12 protein-coding genes are annotated in these 19,159 nt (G+C 60.1%); 5 read left to right on the top strand and 7 right to left on the bottom strand.

Annotation, left to right across the window (positions count from 1 at the left end; genetic code table 11):
• Nucleotides 1–32: 32 nt before the first annotated feature.
• A complete protein-coding gene (locus AC0TOY_RS19535) occupies nt 33–2,417 on the bottom strand; it encodes a beta-N-acetylhexosaminidase (RefSeq protein WP_473722395.1) in 2,385 nt (794 codons plus the stop codon).
• Between the two features lie 222 nt (nt 2,418–2,639).
• The gene (gene mgtA, locus AC0TOY_RS19530) at nt 2,640–5,348 is read right to left on the bottom strand and encodes a magnesium-translocating P-type ATPase (protein ID WP_045335516.1); all 2,709 of its coding nucleotides are present in this window, start codon (nt 5,346–5,348) and stop codon (nt 2,640–2,642) included.
• A 391-nt stretch (nt 5,349–5,739) separates the two neighbouring features.
• On the opposite strand from mgtA, the gene treR reads away from it, so the two are divergent.
• The 5 genes from treR to nrdG all read left to right on the top strand — a co-directional run bounded on the left by treR (nt 5,740) and on the right by nrdG (nt 13,049).
• A complete protein-coding gene (gene treR / locus AC0TOY_RS19525) occupies nt 5,740–6,687 on the top strand; it encodes a trehalose operon repressor TreR (protein ID WP_024907266.1) in 948 nt (315 codons plus the stop codon).
• 129 nt (nt 6,688–6,816) lie between these two features.
• Nucleotides 6,817–8,235 carry a PTS trehalose transporter subunit IIBC gene (treB, locus tag AC0TOY_RS19520; protein WP_029739268.1) on the top strand — a complete coding sequence of 473 codons (1,419 nt, stop codon included), beginning with the start codon at nt 6,817–6,819 and terminating at the stop codon, nt 8,233–8,235.
• Nucleotides 8,236–8,286: 51 nt separating this feature from the next.
• Complete coding sequence (gene treC, locus AC0TOY_RS19515) at nt 8,287–9,930, top strand: alpha,alpha-phosphotrehalase (RefSeq protein ID WP_473722394.1); 1,644 nt, start codon at nt 8,287–8,289, stop codon at nt 9,928–9,930.
• 374 nt (nt 9,931–10,304) lie between these two features.
• Entirely contained in the window at nt 10,305–12,443 is a 2,139-nt protein-coding gene (nrdD, locus tag AC0TOY_RS19510; protein WP_090419315.1) for an anaerobic ribonucleoside-triphosphate reductase, read from the top strand.
• A 141-nt stretch (nt 12,444–12,584) separates the two neighbouring features.
• The gene (gene nrdG / locus AC0TOY_RS19505) at nt 12,585–13,049 is read left to right on the top strand and encodes an anaerobic ribonucleoside-triphosphate reductase-activating protein (protein WP_157188532.1); all 465 of its coding nucleotides are present in this window, start codon (nt 12,585–12,587) and stop codon (nt 13,047–13,049) included.
• Between the two features lie 32 nt (nt 13,050–13,081).
• Here nrdG and AC0TOY_RS19500 read toward each other — a convergent pair whose 3' ends face one another.
• Genes AC0TOY_RS19500 through AC0TOY_RS19480 form a run of 5 tightly spaced genes read right to left on the bottom strand, consistent with a single transcriptional unit; the run spans nt 13,082 to nt 19,146 of the window.
• Nucleotides 13,082–14,992 carry a BglG family transcription antiterminator gene (locus AC0TOY_RS19500; protein WP_473722393.1) on the bottom strand — a complete coding sequence of 637 codons (1,911 nt, stop codon included), beginning with the start codon at nt 14,990–14,992 and terminating at the stop codon, nt 13,082–13,084.
• A 19-nt stretch (nt 14,993–15,011) separates the two neighbouring features.
• Nucleotides 15,012–16,148 (bottom strand): lactonase family protein, encoded by a 1,137-nt coding sequence (locus tag AC0TOY_RS19495; protein ID WP_061716066.1) that lies wholly within the window; start codon nt 16,146–16,148, stop codon nt 15,012–15,014.
• Nucleotides 16,149–16,173: 25 nt separating this feature from the next.
• On the bottom strand, nt 16,174–16,914 hold the full coding sequence (dagF, locus tag AC0TOY_RS19490) for a 2-dehydro-3-deoxy-phosphogluconate aldolase (RefSeq protein WP_024907273.1): 741 nt from the start codon (nt 16,912–16,914) through the stop codon (nt 16,174–16,176).
• Complete coding sequence (locus tag AC0TOY_RS19485; protein WP_290094376.1) at nt 16,911–18,029, bottom strand: DgaE family pyridoxal phosphate-dependent ammonia lyase; 1,119 nt, start codon at nt 18,027–18,029, stop codon at nt 16,911–16,913. Before AC0TOY_RS19485 ends, dagF begins: the two co-directional genes overlap by 4 nt.
• Entirely contained in the window at nt 18,013–19,146 is a 1,134-nt protein-coding gene (locus AC0TOY_RS19480) for an amidohydrolase/deacetylase family metallohydrolase (RefSeq protein WP_473722392.1), read from the bottom strand. The genes AC0TOY_RS19485 and AC0TOY_RS19480 overlap by 17 nt, the downstream gene beginning before the upstream one ends.
• Nucleotides 19,147–19,159 lie beyond the last annotated feature (13 nt).

Below are 19,159 nucleotides of genomic sequence, written 5' to 3'. Positions count from 1 at the left end.
AGGCAGCCTGGGCTGCCTTTTTTTATGGCCCGCTACTGATTCCGCGTGGCGCGAAGCAGCGTCTCCAGCGGATAGACCGCCGCAATCACCACTTCGTCCTGCACCTTCGCCGCGTTATCCAGCTCGCTCTGAATCGACGCAATCTCTTTATCATCCAGCGTGCCCTGGCGCGCCACCAGATCCGTCAGCCGCAGGCCAATCGAGGCCAGCTTATCCACCTCCTGGATCACCGGCTTCATGGCCTTCAGCTGATAGCTGTTTTCACTTAGCGCCAGCGCGTCGCTGGTGTTGCTCTGCCAGCGGTTAAAGACGTGGCGCAGGGCGTCGGCGCTTTCCGTGTCCTCCGCATCGCTCACCAGACGGTCCGCCCATTTGTGCATCTGGCGCACGGTGGCGCTTTCGGCGTTTAGCGCATCGGCGAAGCGGTTGAGGGGCTCGAACTGATGATAGTTTCCGGCCTGGAACTTCAGGTGCTGACGGGTGTAATACTGCGCGGGCTCTACCGCCTGCGCGAGGATCTGCAGCGGCAGGGTGTCGGCATTACCGGCGAGGCGCGTGAACTGCACCTGCTGCTGGGTATGCTGCTGCAGCCCGACCGACACCGTCGACCAGCTGTCCATCGCCTGCAGGCGGGTGTACATGTTGTCGACATCGTTGACGTCCTGCGCCGACCACAGCCGCTCAGCCACCGCAAAGGTGCGCGGCCACAGGCGGATATCCAGCACCGGCGCCACCACGTTTTCCGCCCACAGCGCCGCTTCACCGCCGAGCAGGTTGGCCTGGTTCGCCACGTCCGGCACGACCGGCGGAACGCCTTTCGGCACGTCGTCCAGACGCGTGCCGCTAATCGGGTAGCGCGTATTCCCGACAAGGAAATAGCCGGAGAGTTTGTCGTTATCGACGGTGACGACCGGGCGCGTTTCGCCCATCCACGTATCGACGGTAAACGTGACCTGGCTGTCATCGCGCCATTCGATGTTCTGCACCGCGCGGCGGGATTTCCCGGCAAAATCAATAAACCCGCGCCAGCCCGCATCCCCTTTCACCAGCGTGAAGCTCCCCTCCACCGGCTTGCCCTTCAGGCGCGGCATGGAGAAGGCCCAGCTCTGGGCGCTGTCGGTGTCCGCTATCACGTCCACGCCGTTCAGCCCCTGCGGGACGATCTCGTTGCGATAGTGATAGGCGGTGGACTGGGGCTGGTCGAGATAAAAGCCGGTCGACAGAATGCCCTTGTAACCGCTCTGCGCCACCTGCCCCAGCGCGTCCTGCCCCTGCCAGGACTGGATCAGAATGCTTTTCGGCAGGTCAGGATGGTAGATCTCATCCCAGCCGACCATCTGGCGGTGATGCTTCTCGAGGATCGTTTCCAGCTTGCGGTTGAAGTAAGCCTGCAGCGCGTGGCTGTCCGCCAGCCTGTTGTCGCGCATAAACTGCTGGATAGCCGGATTCGCTTTCCACTGGCTGTCGTCCACCTCGTCGCCGCCGATGTGCAGATACGGATCGGGGAAGATCGCCGCCAGTTCGCTGACCATCGCGTCGGCAAAGGTATAGGTTGCGTCTTTTGTCGGATCCAGCACCGGCTTCAGCACGCCCCAGTGGCGTTCCATGGCGTACGGTCCCGGCGCGCTCATCAGCTCCGGATAGGCCACGGCAATCGCCGAGGCGTGGCCCGGCATGTCGATCTCCGGCACCACACGAATGCCGCGCTCGGCGGCGTAACGCACCACCTCGCGCATCTGTTCAGGCGTGTAGAACAGCCCGTCGCTGGCAAGCTGCGTCAGCTTAGGGTAGCGCTTCGAGCTGAAGCGCCAGCCCTGGTCGTCGGTCAGGTGCCAGTGCAGCACGTTGAGCTTCGCCGCGGCCATGCCGTCGATCTGGCGTTTGATATCCGGCAGCGGGATAAAGTGGCGCGCCGAATCCAGCAGCAGCCCGCGCCACGGGAAGCGCGGCGAATCTTCAATGGTAACCCACGGCAGCGAGGTATTTTCCGCCCCGTTCTGCATCAGCTGGAGCAGGGTTTCCATGGCGCGCAAGGCACCGAAACGGGTGTTGGCAGAGATAGTCACGCCGTTGGCATCCACCGTGAGCCTATAGCTTTCATCGCTGTCCGGCAGAGGCTGCGGCTTCACCTTTTTGGCAATCGCTATGCGGATGGTCGGTTTGTCTGGCTTTTCAGCCTGAGGCTGCAGCGTCCAGCCGGTTTGCAGGGCGATGCGCAGGCGCAGGCGGTTGACGGCGTCGCCCAGATCGTCGCCGCTGACGCTGACAGAGATTTTATCGTTAAGCACCAGCGCGCCCTGGGTCGTCGGGCGTTCGACCTTCGCAGGCCAGGGCATTAAAGGGAGATCCCCTGCCGGGGCGGCAAAGGCAGAGGCGCCGAGCATCAGCCCGGCGGTTAAGAGACTGTACCGTAACATGAATGTTCCTTATCTGACGGGCCAAATAAAGGCAAAACATTCTGTTAACATGCGCTCAATTTGTCGTCAAGCGAATGCGCCGACGGAGATCACAGGTTGTTGAATTTGAGAGGAAAGCCAGTCCCCTCACCCCGGCCCTCTCCCCAAAGGGGCGAGGGTGAAAGGCGGCACCGAGCGGTCCCCTCTCCCTTTCAGGGAGAGGGTTAGGGTGAGGGTATGTTTTTACTGCCACCCATACCGACGCGCATAGAACCCTTTTACCATCTGCGTCAGCACCATATACCCCGCGAGGATCGCCACCAGCCACGGGAAGTAGCTCAGCGGCAACGCCTGCAGCTGCAGGTAGCTCGCCAGCGGTGAGAACGGCAGCGCGATGCCGAGCGCCATCACAATCCCCGTCATCACAATCAGCGGCCATGCGGCACGGCTCTGGATGAACGGAATGCGGCGCGTGCGGATCATATGCACAATCAGCGTCTGCGACAGCAGACCGACCACGAACCAGCCGGACTGGAACAGCGTCTGGTGTTCCGGGGTGTTGGCGTGGAACACAAACCACATCAGGCAGAAGGTCAGAATGTCGAAGATGGAGCTGATCGGGCCAAAGAACAGCATGAAACGCCCGAGATCTGCCGGGTTCCAGTGTTGCGGTTTCTGGATCTGCTCGTCATCCACGTTATCAAACGGGATAGCCACCTGAGACACGTCGTACATCAGGTTCTGGATCAGCAGGTGCAGCGGCAGCATCGGCAGGAACGGCAGAAACGCGCTTGCCACCAGCACGCTGAAGACGTTACCGAAGTTGGAGCTGGCGGTCATCTTGATGTACTTGAGCATATTGGCAAAGGTACGGCGACCTTCGATGACGCCCTCCTCTAGCACCATCAGGCTTTTTTCCAGCAGAATGATATCCGCCGCTTCGCGGGCAATATCGACCGCTCCGTCCACGGAGATACCGATATCCGCCGCACGCAGCGCGGGCGCATCGTTGATGCCGTCGCCCATAAAGCCCACCACGTGCCCTTCGCGCTTAAGCAGGGTGACGATGCGCTCTTTGTGCATCGGCGTCAGGCGGGCAAACAGCGTGGTGCGCTGGGCAAGCTTCGCCAGCTCGTCATCAGAGAGATGTTCAATATCGCTCCCCACTACCACGTCACCCGCGTCCAGCCCCACCTCGTGGCACACTTTCGCCGCCACCAGCTCGCTGTCTCCGGTGAGAATTTTGACGGTAATGCCGCTCGCCTTCAGCGCCTTCAGCGCCGGTGCGGTGGTCTCTTTCGGCGGATCGAGGAAGGCGATGTAACCTTCGAGGATCAGATCGGATTCGTCGATACGCTGATAGTCACCCTCGCGCGCCGGCAGGAACTTGCTCGCCACCGCCACCACGCGCAGCCCCTGACGGTTCAGGTTGTCGGTAACGCGCTTGATGCGGCGCAGCATGGTGTCGTCCAGCGGCACGATGTCGCCGTTATAGCGAACCTGCGTGGACACGTTCAGGATCTCCTGCAACGCGCCTTTGCAGATCAGCTGATGCACATCCGTCTGCTCGCTCACCACCACCGACATCCGGCGGCGCTCGAAGTCGAACGGGATCTCATCCACCTTCTGCCAGCGGCCGGAGAGCGTGCGGGCGGACTCTTCATCTACCCCTTCCAGCACCGCGACGTCGAGCAGATTTTTCAGCCCGGTCTGGTAATGGCTGTTCAGCCACGCGCTGTGCAGGACGCGCTCGCTGGTTTTGCCGGAGATATCGGTGTGGTTCTCCAGCACGATTTTGTCCTGCGTCAGGGTGCCGGTTTTATCGGTGCAGAGGATGTCCATCGCGCCAAAGTTTTGAATGGCGTCGAGGTGTTTGACGATCACCTTCTGTTTCGACAGTTTTACTGCCCCGCGCGCCAGCGTGGAGGTGACAATCATCGGCAGCATTTCCGGCGTTAAGCCGACCGCCACGGAGAGCGCAAACAGCGCAGCTTCCCACCAGTCTCCCTTGGTGTAGCCGTTGATCAGCAGCACGATCGGCGTCATCACCATCATAAAGCGGATCAGCAGCATGCTGACGCGGCCAATGCCTTTCTGGAAGGCGTTCGGCTCGCTCTCTTGCTCGCTGACGCGCCCGGCAAGCTGACCAAACCAGGTGTTGCCCCCGGTGGCGGTGACAATCGCCTGCGCGGTGCCGCTGACCACCGTGGTGCCCATAAAGCACAGGGTGTCGCACTCGAGCGGGTTCATCTGCTGCGGGTCGCGGCTGCGCGCCACCTTTTCAACGGGCAGGGATTCCCCGGTCAGGGAGGCCTGCGCCACGAAGAGATCGCGCGCCTGGATGATGCGCAAATCCGCCGGGATCATGTCCCCCGCGGCCAGCTTCACCAGATCGCCCGGCACCAGCTGGTCGATAGGCAATTCCACCCAGGCGTTTTCGCCGAGATCGTTGATCACGCGCGAGACGGTCGCGGTGTTGCTGACCATCGCCTTCAGGGCGTCCGCCGCTTTGGTGGAGCGGGCCTCCTGAATGAAGTTCAGCAGCGTGGAGATGCCCACCATCAGGGCAATCACCCCTGCGGCAAACAGATCTTCCGTCGCGTAGGAGATGAGGCCGAGCACGGTCAGCAGCAGGTTGAACGGGTTGCGGTAGCAGAGCCACAGATGCACCCACCACGGAGACGGCTTTTGCGCCGGAATGAGGTTATCGCCGTGCACGGCGCGGATTTTTTCCACTTCTGCCGCGTTCAGCCCTTCCGGGTGTCCGCCAAAGGCGCGCCAGACTTCATTTTCATCCATCGCCGCCACGTTCAGGCAGCGTTCGGTCAGGGACGCGGGGATCGCCGCCCCCGCCATGTTTTTGGCGTTTGGCAGCGGGTCGCGCTGGACAAGACGGTGTGGCAGGTGGCGGCTCAGCAGGGCCTGCAGCTGCCGGGTGATATTTTTAAACATAGTCATTCCTCCGCACCCGCGAATGCGGACGCAGCATTTCCTTCAGGCGTGGCAAGGCCGTACCTGAGAGGCACTCAATTTTTCAAGCAGGAACGTTTGGGACGTTGCTGCCTCACATCACCGGTGAGTCAGCAACAGGCTGGCTTACCGGAAAGAACGCATTCTCCCGTTCAGGAGAGGTGTGGGATCGGGATCCATGAAGCCTCCGGTAAGTAAAAAGTAGGGTGTCGCCGCGCAGTATAAGGATTTAAGCGTACCCTTTGTGACGATTCGGGCGGTATTATACCCCCCTGCAAATAAACCGAACGTAAACCAGACTTTGCCCATAGCGAAATCGCGCTATAGCATTAGGCTCAATTGACCATTTTGTCGTTGTTACAGGGAATACAGCATGCAGAACCGCCTTACGATTAAAGACATCGCGCGTTTAAGCGGCGTGGGGAAATCAACCGTCTCACGCGTGCTGAACAACGAAAGCGGCGTCAGCGAACGCACCCGCGAGCGCGTTGAGGCGGTCATGAATCAGCACGGCTTTTCCCCTTCCCGCTCCGCGCGCGCCATGCGCGGGCAGAGTGACAAAGTGGTCGCCATCATTGTCTCGCGTCTGGACTCTCTGTCTGAAAACCTCGCCGTGCAGACCATGCTGCCCGCCTTCTATGAGCAGGGATATGACCCGATCATGATGGAGAGCCAGTTCTCGCCACAGCTGGTGGAAGAGCATCTGGGCATGCTCCAGCGGCGCAACATTGACGGCGTGGTGCTGTTCGGCTTTACCGGCATCAAAGACGAGATGCTAAAACCCTGGCAGCCGTCGCTGGTGCTGCTGGCGCGCGATGCCCACGGTTTTGCCTCCGTCTGCTATGACGACGAGGGCGCGATTATCACCCTGATGCAGCGCCTGTTTGACGAAGGCCATCGTCATATCAGCTTCCTCGGCGTGCCGCACGCGGACGTCACCACAGGCAAGCGTCGCCATGAGGCCTATCTGGCCTTTTGCAAAAAGCACAACCTCTCCGCCGTGGCCTCTCTGCCGGGGCTGGGCATGAAGCAGGGCTACGAGCAGGTCGCCAGCGTTCTGACGCCGCAGACCACCGCGCTGGTGTGCGCCACGGATACCCTGGCGCTGGGTGCCAGCAAATATCTGCAGGAGCAGCGCATCGATAACCTGCAGGTGGCGAGCGTCGGCAGCACGCCGCTGATGAAGTTCCTGCACCCGGAGATCATCACCGTCGATCCGGGCTACGCCGAGTCCGGCAGACAGGCCGCCACGCAGCTGATCGAGCAGATCAACGGGCGCGCTGAGCCGCGTCAGATCGTCATTCCCGCTCACCTTTCGTAACCCTCCTAAAACAGATTATTGTGATCTTCGCCTGATTTCGGGAACGTTCCCATTTTCGCCGTCACGCTGAAGGAGTAGGCTTGCGCTCAGGTCATTACACCCCCTCACCATCTGTCATGAGGTTTCATGATGAGTAAAGTCAAACAAGCAGATATCGATCGGCTGATCGTCCTGGTCGGCGGCCGCGAAAACATCGCTACCGTCAGCCATTGCATTACCCGCCTGCGCTTCGTGCTGAACGATCCGGCCAAAGCTAACCCGAAGGCCATTGAAGAACTCTCCATGGTTAAAGGCTGCTTCACCAACGCCGGTCAGTTCCAGGTCGTGATTGGTACCGAAGTGGGCGATTACTATCAGGCTCTGCTGGCAACGACCGGGCACTCCTCCGCCGATAAAGAGCAGGCGAAGAAGGCCGCGCGTCAGAATATGAAGTGGCACGAGCAGCTGATTTCCCACTTCGCGGAGATCTTCTTCCCGCTCCTCCCGGCGCTGATCAGCGGAGGCTTGATCTTAGGCTTCCGTAACGTCATCGGCGACGTGCCGATGAGCGACGGCAAAACCCTGGCGCAGATGTATCCGGCGCTGAAAACCGTGTACGACTTCCTGTGGCTGATTGGCGAGGCGATCTTCTTCTATCTGCCGGTCGGGATCTGCTGGTCCGCCGTGCGCAAGATGGGCGGTACGCCGATCCTCGGTATCGTACTGGGCGTCACCCTGGTCTCTCCGCAGTTAATGAACGCTTACTTACTTGGTCAGCAGGTGCCTGAGGTGTGGAACTTCGGCCTGTTTACCATCGCCAAAGTGGGATATCAGGCGCAGGTCATTCCGGCCCTGCTGGCGGGGCTGGCGCTGGGCTTTATTGAAACCCGACTGAAGCGCATCGTGCCGGATTACCTCTATCTGGTGGTGGTGCCGGTCTGCTCGCTGATTCTGGCGGTCTTCCTGGCGCACGCCTTTATCGGTCCGTTTGGCCGCATGATTGGCGACGGCGTGGCCTTCGCGGTGCGCCACCTGATGACCGGCAGCTTCGCCCCGATTGGCGCCGCGCTGTTTGGCTTCCTGTACGCTCCGCTGGTGATCACCGGCGTGCACCAGACCACGCTGGCCATTGATATGCAGATGATCCAGAGCCTCGGCGGCACGCCGGTCTGGCCGATTATCGCTCTGTCTAACATTGCTCAGGCGTCCGCGGTGACCGGCATCATCATCGTCAGCCGCAAGCACAACGAACGCGAGATCTCCGTTCCGGCGGCCATCTCCGCCTACCTCGGCGTCACCGAACCGGCGATGTACGGTATCAACCTGAAATACCGCTTCCCGATGCTCTGCGCGATGATCGGTTCCGGTCTGGCGGGCCTGGTGTGCGGACTGAACGGCGTAATGGCAAACGGGATTGGCGTCGGCGGCCTGCCGGGCATCCTCTCCATCCAGCCCGCTTACTGGCAGGTGTTCGCCCTGGCAATGGCCATCGCGATTATCGTCCCAATGGCGCTGACTACCGTGGTTTATCAGCGTAAGTTCCGTCAGGGCTCGCTGCAGATTGTTTAACTTTCTCTTTCGGGGCGCAGTTGCGCCCCTTCGCATTTGCAGGAACACACTATGAATACCCTTCCTCACTGGTGGCAAAACGGCGTTATCTACCAGATTTACCCCAAGAGTTTCCAGGACACCACCGGCAGCGGCACCGGCGATTTACGCGGCGTGACGCAGCGTCTGGACTACCTGAAAACCCTCGGCATCGACGCCATCTGGCTGACGCCGTTTTATATCTCCCCGCAGGTGGATAACGGCTACGACGTGGCGAATTACACCGCCATCGACCCGGCGTACGGCACGCTGGATGATTTTGACGAGCTGGTCGCCGAGGCGCACCAGCGCGGCATTCGCATCGTGCTGGATATGGTGTTCAACCACACCTCGACCCAGCACCCCTGGTTCCGGGAATCGCTGAACAAAGCGAGCCCGTACCGCCAGTTCTACATCTGGCGCGACGGCACGCCTGAGCAGTTGCCCAACAACTGGCGCTCCAAGTTTGGCGGCAACGCCTGGCGCTGGCACGCGGAGAGCGAGCAGTATTACCTGCACCTGTTCGCGCCGGAGCAGGCGGACCTCAACTGGGAAAATCCGGCGGTGCGCGCCGAGCTGAAAAAGGTGTGCGCGTTCTGGGCCGACCGCGGCGTCGACGGCTTGCGCCTCGACGTGATTAACCTGATTTCGAAAGATCAGGATTTCCCGAATGACGAGACGGGTGACGGTCGCCGCTTCTACACTGACGGGCCGCGCATCCATGAATATCTGCAGGAGATGAGCCGCGACGTCTTCACCCCGCGCAACCTGATGACGGTAGGCGAGATGTCCTCGACCTCGCTGGAGAACTGCCAGCAGTACGCGTCGCTCGACGGAAGCGAGCTGTCGATGACCTTTAACTTCCACCACCTGAAGGTGGACTACCCCGGCGGCGAAAAGTGGACGAAGGCCAAGCCGGACTTCGTGGCGCTGAAAACCCTCTTCCGCCACTGGCAGCAGGGGATGCATAACAAAGCCTGGAACGCGCTGTTCTGGTGTAACCACGACCAGCCGCGCATCGTGTCGCGCTTCGGTGACGAAGGAGAATACCGGGTTCACGCCGCGAAGATGCTCGGGATGGTGCTGCACGGCATGCAGGGCACGCCGTATATTTATCAGGGCGAAGAGCTGGGGATGACGAACCCGCACTTCAGCCGCATCACCGATTACCGCGACGTGGAAAGCCTGAACATGTTCGCCGAACTGCGCGCCAACGGCCGCGATCCGGATGAGTTACTGGCGATTCTGGCGAGTAAGTCCCGGGATAATGGCCGCACGCCAATGCAGTGGGACGCGTCGCACAATGCGGGCTTTAGCGAGGGCGAACCGTGGATTGGCGTCTGCGACAACTACGAAACCGTGAACGCCCGCGCGGCGCTGGACGATGCGGATTCCGTTTTCTATACCTATCAGTCGCTGATTAGCCTGCGCAAAACCCTGCCGGTGCTGACGTGGGGGGATTATGAGGATCTCCTGCCGGAACACCCTTCCCTGTGGTGCTACCGTCGCCAGTGGCAGGGGCAGACCCTGATTGTTGCGGCAAACCTGAGCAATACGCCTCAGGAATGGCAGACAGACCTTCTCAGCGGTAAGTTGCAGGTGTTGATGAGTAACTACCCGACACCGCAAACGACGTCGCTGCGTCCGTTTGAAGCCGTCTGGTGGTTGCAACAGTAACCGTCCTGCCGGGTGCAGCCCTGCACCCGGCTTACTTTACTGTTTTTGTTGAATAATTAATCAGATTTTTCTCGCTCGCCTTTACAAATGCTGTAGCGCCCGCCGTTTGTACTCTCGCCTTTTTACTTTGTTCTGAATCAAATAAATCGCAAACATGTTTGATGCAAATCACTATATGTAGCACTTAAAATGCACGCCGACCCAATATCTTGTATTTATCGTCTACTATTCCAACAACAAGACGGCGCTTACGCTGGCCGGAATTGTGGATAACACGAGCCGGGAACGCGGGAAGTCTTTGGCCTGGCGGGAAATGCGTCCGGTGAATACTTCTCCACCTCTGTGGATAACCTGTTTTCAAAAATGGAGTGATCATGACACCGCATGTGATGAAACGTGATGGCTGTAAAGTGCCGTTTAAATCAGAGCGCATCCAGGAAGCCATTCTGCGTGCAGCTAAAGCAGCGGGAGTCGATGACGCAGATTACTGCGCCACCGTCGCAGAAGTCGTTAGCAGCCAGATGAATGAACGCAGTCAGGTCGATATCAACGAAATCCAGACCGCGGTTGAGAACCAGCTGATGGCAGGACCTTACAAGCAGCTGGCGCGCGCCTATATTGAGTACCGCCACGATCGTGACGTTCAGCGCGAGAAACGCGGCCGTCTGAACCAAGAGATCCGTGGCCTGGTCGAGCAGACCAACTCCGCCCTGCTCAATGAAAACGCAAACAAAGACAGTAAAGTGATCCCCACCCAGCGCGACCTGCTGGCCGGTATCGTCGCCAAACACTATGCCCGTCAGCATCTGCTGCCGCGCGACGTGGTGTCTGCGCACGAGCGCGGCGAAATTCACTACCACGATCTCGACTATTCGCCGTTCTTCCCGATGTTCAACTGCATGCTGATCGACCTGAAAGGCATGCTGACCCACGGTTTTAAAATGGGTAACGCCGAGATTGAACCGCCTAAGTCGATCTCCACGGCCACCGCGGTCACGGCGCAGATTATCGCCCAGGTCGCCAGCCACATTTATGGCGGGACCACCATTAACCGCATTGACGAAGTGCTGGCTCCGTTCGTGACGGCAAGCTTCAACAAGCATCGTAAAACAGCTGAAGAGTGGCAGATCCCGGACGCTGACGGCTACGCGCGCTCCCGCACCGAGAAAGAGTGCTACGACGCCTTCCAGTCGCTGGAATATGAGGTGAACACGCTGCACACCGCCAACGGCCAGACGCCGTTTGTGACCTTCGGCTTTGGCCTGGGCACCAGCTGGGAATCGCGTCTGATCCAGCAGTCGATCCTGCGCAACCGTATTTCCGGCCTCGGCAAAAACCGCAAAACGGCGGTGTTCCCGAAACTGGTGTTCGCGATTCGCGACGGCCTGAACCACAAGTTTGGCGATCCGAACTACGACATCAAACAGCTGGCACTGGAGTGCGCGAGCAAGCGCATGTACCCGGACATCCTGAACTACGATCAGGTCGTCAAAGTGACCGGTTCGTTTAAAACGCCAATGGGCTGCCGCAGCTTCCTCGGCGTGTACGAAGATGAAAACGGCGAGCAGATCCACGACGGGCGCAATAACCTGGGCGTCATCAGCCTGAACCTGCCGCGCATCGCGCTGGAGGCAAAAGGTAATGAAGCTGAATTCTGGAAACTGCTGGATGAGCGCCTGCAGCTGGCGCGTAAGGCGCTGATGACCCGTATTGCGCGCCTTGAAGGGGTCAAAGCCCGCGTGGCGCCGATCCTCTATATGGAAGGAGCCTGCGGCGTGCGCCTGAAGGCGGACGATGACGTGTCGGAGATCTTCAAAAACGGCCGCGCGTCGATTTCGCTGGGCTATATCGGTATTCACGAGACCATCAACGCACTGTTTGGCGACACGCACATGTACGACAGCGAGGCCCTGCGCGAAAAAGGCATCGCCATCGTTCAGCGCCTGCGCGACGCGGTAGACCAGTGGAAAGAGGAAACCGGCTATGGGTTCAGCCTGTATAGCACCCCAAGCGAGAACCTGTGCGACCGCTTCTGCCGTCTGGACACCGCCGAGTTCGGGATTGTGGAAGGCGTGACCGACAAAGGGTACTACACCAACAGCTTCCACCTCGACGTGGAGAAGAAGGTAAACCCGTACGACAAGATCGACTTCGAAGCGGGCTATCCGCCGATCGCCAGCGGCGGGTTCATCTGCTACGGCGAGTACCCGAACATTCAGCACAACCTGAAGGCGCTGGAGGACGTGTGGGATTACAGCTATCAGCACGTGCCGTATTACGGGACCAACACGCCTATCGACGAGTGCTACGAGTGCGGCTTTACCGGTGAGTTCGAGTGTACGAGTAAAGGCTTTACCTGCCCGAAATGCGGCAACCACGACGCGGCCCGCGTCTCCGTGACCCGTCGCGTGTGCGGCTACCTCGGTAGCCCGGACGCGCGTCCGTTTAACGCGGGCAAGCAGGAAGAGGTGAAGCGTCGCGTGAAGCATTTGGGGAATGGGCAGATCGGGTAAGTTCTGCGCAGGGTACTCCCCCTCACCCTACCCCTCTCCCTCAAGGGAGAGGGAACCGATCGAGCACATTGCTAAGCCTGACTCCGGTTTTCTCCCGCTCCCTGTGGGAGAGGGCCGGGGTGAGGGCATCAGGTTAACGCTATGAACTATCACCAGTACTACCCCGTCGACATCGTCAACGGCCCCGGCACCCGCTGCACCCTGTTCGTGTCAGGCTGCGTCCACGAATGCCCTGGCTGCTACAACAAAAGCACCTGGCGCCTGAATTCCGGCATGCCGTTCACCGCGGAGATGGAAGATAAAATCATCAGCGACCTGAACGACACGCGCATTCACCGTCAGGGGATTTCCCTCTCCGGCGGCGATCCGCTGCACCCGCAAAACGTGCCGGATATCCTGAAGCTGGTGAAGCGCATTCGGGCAGAGTGTACGGGAAAAGATATCTGGGTCTGGACAGGCTACAAGCTGGATGAGCTGAATGCGCAGCAGATGGAAGTCGTGGATCTGATTAACGTGCTGGTCGACGGCAAGTTCGTGCAGGATTTAAAAGACCCGGCGCTCATCTGGCGCGGCAGCAGCAACCAGGTTGTACATCATTTGCGTTGATCAAAGGCGGATGTTATCCATCCGCCCTTATCTCAAAAACGACTCAAACTCTCCATCGCCATCGCCTTAAATCCGGCAAAATCCTCGCAGCTACAGAGACGTGACATCGCCCGCTCGCGCAGGAAGGTGACGAAGATATCGTAAATCGCCATCGCCTCTTCGTACTCGCTTTTGCTGATGGCGAGCAGGAAGATGACGTGCGCGGTTTCGTCCCCCCACTGAACGCCATGCGGGGCCAGCACGGTGTAGACCACCGTCTTCTGCGCCAGCAGGCCGAGGGAGTGCGGGAGCGCAATGCCGTCGCCGAGCATGGTGCTGACGATAGCTTCACGCTCAACAACCGAATCCAGAAACTCCGCGCCAACAAAGCCTTCTGCCTCAAGCTGTTCACACAGCTCGCGGAACAGCGTCTGCTGATCGATCGGCTTGTCGATAATGCGGAAATGGACCGCGTCGAAGTATTTATCCAGCATCCACGGACGGGTGCGATCCACCAGCACCAGCTTGCCAATCTGCTCCAGCTGATAGTCGGTCGGGAACGGGGCGATCGTCACCACCGGTTTTGACTTTTCGCTGACGCGGGCGGTGGCGATCACAAAGTCTTCGCCAATCGTTTCCGCCAGCTCGTACTCGCGCAGGGTGAGCGTGCGCGTGACCTCAATCTGCGGGTATTTACGCTGCAGCACCGCCTCAATCATGCGGACCATGGCATTACCGGCGTCGCATACCAGCAGCACGCGCGGCTGACGCTGGTAGCCAATGTTGTAGTGACGCTCCAGCCCGACGCCAATATGCAGCACCAGGAAACCAATCTCGTTTTCGCTGATCACATACGGCGTGTATTTGCCCCAGCTCGACACCGCCGCGAGGGTCATGTCCCACGCCATCGGGTAGTGCTGCTTGATGTTATCCAGCAGCGGATTGGGGATCATGATTTGATACCGCACGCGGGTAATCATGGTTTTGATATGCGTGAGCAGGTCCGCGTGCAGCTGCGCGTCGCTAAGCAGGTTGTAGTTATAGTGGGTGTTGATGTAGCGCAGGATGTAGTTGACCAGCGCTTCGTCGTCGTCGGCGTTAATTGCGCTCGGGGCAATCTCCTGAATCTGCCGCGCCGCAATGTGCACGCACAGCCAGCTCTCCTCCGACGGCGAAAGCGTTTTGCCCGCCAGTTGCTGGATGGTCACCGCGATATCCTTCGCCGCCTCGCGCACGTTCTCTTCCACGTCTTCGGCGTGGAATTCCGGCAGCGGATAGCCCTCGCTGATGCGCCGCACCGACACCGCGCAGTACAGGCGCAGGAACAGCTCGCCTTCATCGGTCAGGCGAATGTGGTGACGCGTCAGGGCGTCGTGCAGCACCGGCACCATCTGCTCCGCCACGCCCGCATTCAGCGCCACGTCGGTCACCAGCGGGTTCAGGCTGTCCTGCTGCGCCAGCTCCCAGAGCAGATCGGTCAGGCAGGCGCGGGTGGACATCTCGCTGCCAAACAGCTTCATGCCGTGGCGCGGACGGGTTTCCAGCGTCAGGTTGTAACGATGAAACCACTCGCGCACCTCCGCCATGTCGCTTTGCAGCGTGGCGCGGCTGACGAACCACTCGTCCGCCAGATCCTCCAGCTTAAGCGAAAACGCCGAGGTGAGAAAACGCACCACCAGATAATGCACGCGCTCCGGCCCGGTCCGGGGAATACGCAGCGCGCGCGGGTGGGATGCCTGAAGCTGCTGATAGCGCCCGGCATCCTCAATTTTGAGCTGATAGCCGTTGCCCCGGCTCAGGATAAACTGCGCGCCGTGGCTGGCCAGCAGCGCGTTAAGGGCGGTAATGTCCGCACGGACGGTTCGCGTGGAGACCGACAGCCGCTGCGCCAGCTCGTCCTGCGGCAGCGTCTCGTTTTGCAACAGATCGAAAAGTTGCGCTAAACGTTGGTTCGGAAATCGCACGGGTTTGTCCTCTTACGGCTTAAGGTGAAATGACCATCTGGGATGGGCTGCCGACCGGGGTATAGTCTGGCTCAAAGCTTAGCTTGCCGTCCTGACCGACGCGGAAACGGGTAATGTTGTCGCTCCGCTGGTTCATGACGTACAGCCAGCGCCCCTGTTTATCGAGCGTCAGGGTGCGGGGATAATCACCACGCGTCCACACATCGTCCTGATGCGTCAGCGTACCCTCCGCTGTTACGGTAAAGTGCCCGATGCTGTTATGCAAACGGTTAGCCACATACAGCTGTTTGCCATCAGCGCTTAATGCCAGCCCGGCAGCAAAGCTGGTGCCTTTGTAGCCTTCCGGCAGGGCTGAAAGCGTTTTGCCCTCTTTCAAGGTGCCGTTGGCGCTCACGGTATAATGGGTGAGCGTAGACGCCTCTTCGTTAATCAGCCACAGGGCATCGCCTTTTGGCGTAAAGACAAAGTGGCGCGGCCCGGCGCCTTTCGAGGAGGCGCTGATAAACGGTGGATCGTTCGGCGTCAGCTTCCCGGTTCGATCGTCAAAACGGTACTGGTAGAGGCGATCCAGCCCCAGATCGGTGGAAAATACGTATTTTCCGCTCGGATCGGCGGCGATCATATGCGCGTGGGGGCCATTATGATCGCTGATGGCAAAGCTGCCCTCCGCAGCGGCTTCGGGCTTCGCCGCGCCCGGTTCGCCCTTGTCCTGATGTGTGTCCGTGGCTTCACCCAGGCTGCCGTCTGCCTTGATCGGCAAAACGGCAATCGACCCGCTGACGTAGTTGGCCACCAGCAGATGGCGACCGTTCGGCGTCAGCGACAGGTAAACCGGCCCCGCGCCGCCGGAGGCCACCTGATTGAGCTCGCTCAGCGCACCGTTATCGCCGACGCGCAGCGCCTGCACCACGCCCTGCTCCACTTCGCTTGCCAGATACAGCGTTTTGCCGTCCTGTGAAAGGGCCAACTGCGCCGCATTCGGCAGTTTGCTCACCAGCGTTTTATTCGCCAGCGCGCCGGTTTGCGGGTCAACGGTAAAGCGGTACAGCCCTTCGCCGTTGGGGTTGTAGGTGCCCACCCAGGCGTATTGCGTCTGGGCGATCGCGGCAGTGGTCAGTAAAGAAAGTGAAGCGACAAGCAGGGTACGGGTGTGCATGGTGGCTCCTTTATATGTGTGAGTTCTACTTCACCAGCTTCTTCGTCATCGCCAGCAGGGTACGCACATCTTCCGGACGCGTATCGCCGCTGGCTTTGTCGATAATTGAGCTGTAGATATGCGGGATGATTTTGCTCACGCCCGCGTCGAGGGCGATCTGCAGGATCTCCTCATAGTTTTCCAGATCGATACCTCCGGTTGGCTCCAGCCAGAAGTCGTGACGGGCGCAGGCTTCTGCCACTGCCTTGTACTCGTCACGGCACTTCAGGCCCCCCATCGGGAAGTACTTGATTGAGCTGCCGCCGAAATCTTTCAGCAGGGCAATCGCGGTTTCAACCGGCACGATGCCGTCCGGCGCCGCGCTGCTCAGCGGTCCGGTAGAGATTTTCACCATCCCGACGGTGCCGGTCGGGGAGACCAGACCGTTGACCACGGATTCATTCTGCCCCAGCAGCGCGCGGCTGGTAGCCACGCCGGTAAACACCTGGTTAACATGCTGCGGCTGCACCTGGCGGGAGATTTCACTCACCATTGCCGACTGGTTCGGGTCGCCCGCGCCCAGGCCAACGGAGAGCGCGTTATCGATCAGGGCGGCGTACTCGCGCATATCGGCGACGGCGCTCGCCACGTCCGGGTAATTTTTGGAGAGCACGCCCACCAGCACGTGACCTTCCGCCGCCTCGTAAATGGCGCTGGCGTTGGCTTTGGAGCCTGCCAGCACGTTCAGACAGACGCGGTCACGGTAAAAGTTGGGGGTCAGTTTCATGCATTTTTCTCCTGTCCTAACACTTCGCTAATGCGGCGGTACACGATGTTCAGCTGCTCAGCATTCACGCTGCGCACGTCCGCCTCGATAATCCCTTCGTTGGCCTTGTAGCCACGGAAGTAAATGGCGTATTCGCCCTGCTTGAGCTTCGCCACCAGGTCACCCGTGCCGACGCCCGTTGCGGCTTCGTCGAACTTAATCTCGGTGCGGGCGATGTCGCGTCCGGCGCTGTCCCAGACCACGCGCGCGGTCACACCGTTCAGAGTGTTGAGCGCCTCGATAAACGGCGTCATTTTCGACACCATCTCGGCACCGCTCTCTTTGGTCGCCGTCAGGTAGTGTTCGATGGCGCAGGTCAGGCCAAGAATGCCCTCTTTACCCACCTTCATGGCGCGGCCAATGCCCGCCGTCTGGCGTTTTACCCACTCTACGTACTGGGTTTTGCCGATCACCAGCCCGCTGGTTGGCCCTTCGATCGCCTTCGCGCCGCTGTAGATCACCAGATCCGCGCCCGAGCGGTAGTACACGTGCAGATCTTCTTCCGCCGCGGCATCGACGATCAGCGGGAGATCGTGTTTACGTGCGACGACTGCCGCCTGCTCGACGCTGAGCATGCTTTTCTGCACGCAGTGGTGCGATTTGATATAGAGGATCGCCGCCGTGCGCGGGGTGATCGCCGCCGCCAGCTGATCGGCAGAGCATTCGTTGGCGTAGCCCGCTTCCACCAGCTTGCCGCCACCCAGCGCCACCATGGTGCCCACCGGCGCGCCAAAGTTCACGTTGTGGCCTTTCGGCAGGACGATTTCGTTGTTCTCAATCGGGGTCACGTGCAGGTTTTCCAGCAGCCAGTCGCTGTCTTTGACCAGCACTGCCGCCACGGACTGGGCGATGCCCGCCGACGCGCAGGAGACGACCGTCGCCCCTTCCACGTCCAGCAGCTTCGCGATGTATTCCCCGGTTTTGTTGACCAGATCCTTCATCTCGAAATAGTGATTCATCCCGTCCATCGCCGCCTGCACCACCTCCGGGCGCGGCGTGGAGACGCCCAGCGCCGTCATGCGGCCAGAGGTGTTGATTACCTGCTTTAAGCGGTACTTCTCATAAATCGAAGGCATTTTCCGTGCTCCCTTGTTCGGTCATGTAGCCCTTGCCCGCGCGGATCGCGGCAAGCGGCACCAGAATGTGTTCAGCCTGCAGGCTGTCGTTTTCGGCATCCGTCAGCACCGTCGGCTGACGTTTAATCGTGAACAGCGTCAGGTCGGCGTCGAGACCCGGCTGAATGCGGCCTTTGCGCGCCAGACGCAGGCCGTCGGCGGCGTTCGCGGTCACGCAGTCAATCACCTGCGGCAGCGACATGCCGATGGCGAGGAATTTCGACATCACGCTCGCCAGCGAGCCCACCGGGCCGTTGATGCGGTTGCGGCAGTAGATATCCGAGCTGATGGTGTGCGGCAGAATGCCCATCGCGATGGCGCGTTTCGCCACCTCAAAGCTGAAGCTCGCCGTACCGTGCCCCACGTCCAGACGCACGCCGCGCTTCAGGGCGGAGGTGATGGAGGCGCGCAGCTCGCCGGAGGGCGTCAGAATGCGGTTGGGTTTGCCGTTATAGCAGTGGGTAATGATGTCGCCGGAACTCAGCAGTTCGGCAATTTCGTCGAGATTTGGCGGGTTGTTGCCAATGTGCACCATCAGCGGCAGGTCGCCGTTCTCTTTCTGAATGGCTTTGGCGCGCTCCAGCGGTGTAATGCCGTTTTCACCAACCACGCTGCTGCTCATGCGCGCCTTCAGGCCGACGATAAAATCAGGGTGGCGCTTCACCGCCTGCTTCACCGCGTCGACATCAACATTGGCCATATTGGCCAGCTCGTTCTGGGCAATCAGCCCTACGCGGGAGATATTCAGCAGAGCAAAAACCTCGGTGGAGGCCTTGCGGGTGATCTCATAGAAATCGTCCACGTCGTCGGCGCCGGCGCTGCCCGCGTCCACTACGGTGGTGACGCCGGTGGCAACGCCGACGCTGTCGGGCTCGTCGTGGTAAATCGGGGAGTTCGGGTAGCAGTGAACGTGGGAGTCAATCCAGCCTGCGCTGACGAACACGTCGCCGTTCAGCTCAACCGTTTTATGCGCGGGGGCGTCAATGTCGCCCAGCGCCGCGATCTTCCCGTCCTGAATGGCGATATCGGTCAGGGTATCGTCGGCAAAGCGCGCACGGCGCAGGAGTAAATCAAACATGAGGATCTCCTGA

This window comes from Enterobacter sp. PL_is379 (genome assembly GCF_055817355.1).
The sequence above is the reverse complement of the archived record's forward strand: the minus strand, read 5'-3'. Positions and strand labels throughout refer to the sequence as shown.

What these genes read in the sequence shown, in the direction of transcription:
- AC0TOY_RS19480 (WP_473722392.1), bottom strand. Translation starts at nt 19,146, where the DNA reads ATGTTTGATTTACTCCTGCGCCGTGCGCGCTTTGCCGACGATACCCTG.
- nrdG (WP_157188532.1), top strand. Translation starts at nt 12,585, where the DNA reads ATGAACTATCACCAGTACTACCCCGTCGACATCGTCAACGGCCCCGGC.
- AC0TOY_RS19485 (WP_290094376.1), bottom strand. Translation starts at nt 18,029, where the DNA reads ATGCCTTCGATTTATGAGAAGTACCGCTTAAAGCAGGTAATCAACACC.
- dagF (WP_024907273.1), bottom strand. Translation starts at nt 16,914, where the DNA reads ATGAAACTGACCCCCAACTTTTACCGTGACCGCGTCTGTCTGAACGTG.
- AC0TOY_RS19535 (WP_473722395.1), bottom strand. Translation starts at nt 2,417, where the DNA reads ATGTTACGGTACAGTCTCTTAACCGCCGGGCTGATGCTCGGCGCCTCT.
- treB (WP_029739268.1), top strand. Translation starts at nt 6,817, where the DNA reads ATGAGTAAAGTCAAACAAGCAGATATCGATCGGCTGATCGTCCTGGTC.
- treC (WP_473722394.1), top strand. Translation starts at nt 8,287, where the DNA reads ATGAATACCCTTCCTCACTGGTGGCAAAACGGCGTTATCTACCAGATT.
- treR (WP_024907266.1), top strand. Translation starts at nt 5,740, where the DNA reads ATGCAGAACCGCCTTACGATTAAAGACATCGCGCGTTTAAGCGGCGTG.
- mgtA (WP_045335516.1), bottom strand. Translation starts at nt 5,348, where the DNA reads ATGTTTAAAAATATCACCCGGCAGCTGCAGGCCCTGCTGAGCCGCCAC.
- nrdD (WP_090419315.1), top strand. Translation starts at nt 10,305, where the DNA reads ATGACACCGCATGTGATGAAACGTGATGGCTGTAAAGTGCCGTTTAAA.
- AC0TOY_RS19495 (WP_061716066.1), bottom strand. Translation starts at nt 16,148, where the DNA reads ATGCACACCCGTACCCTGCTTGTCGCTTCACTTTCTTTACTGACCACT.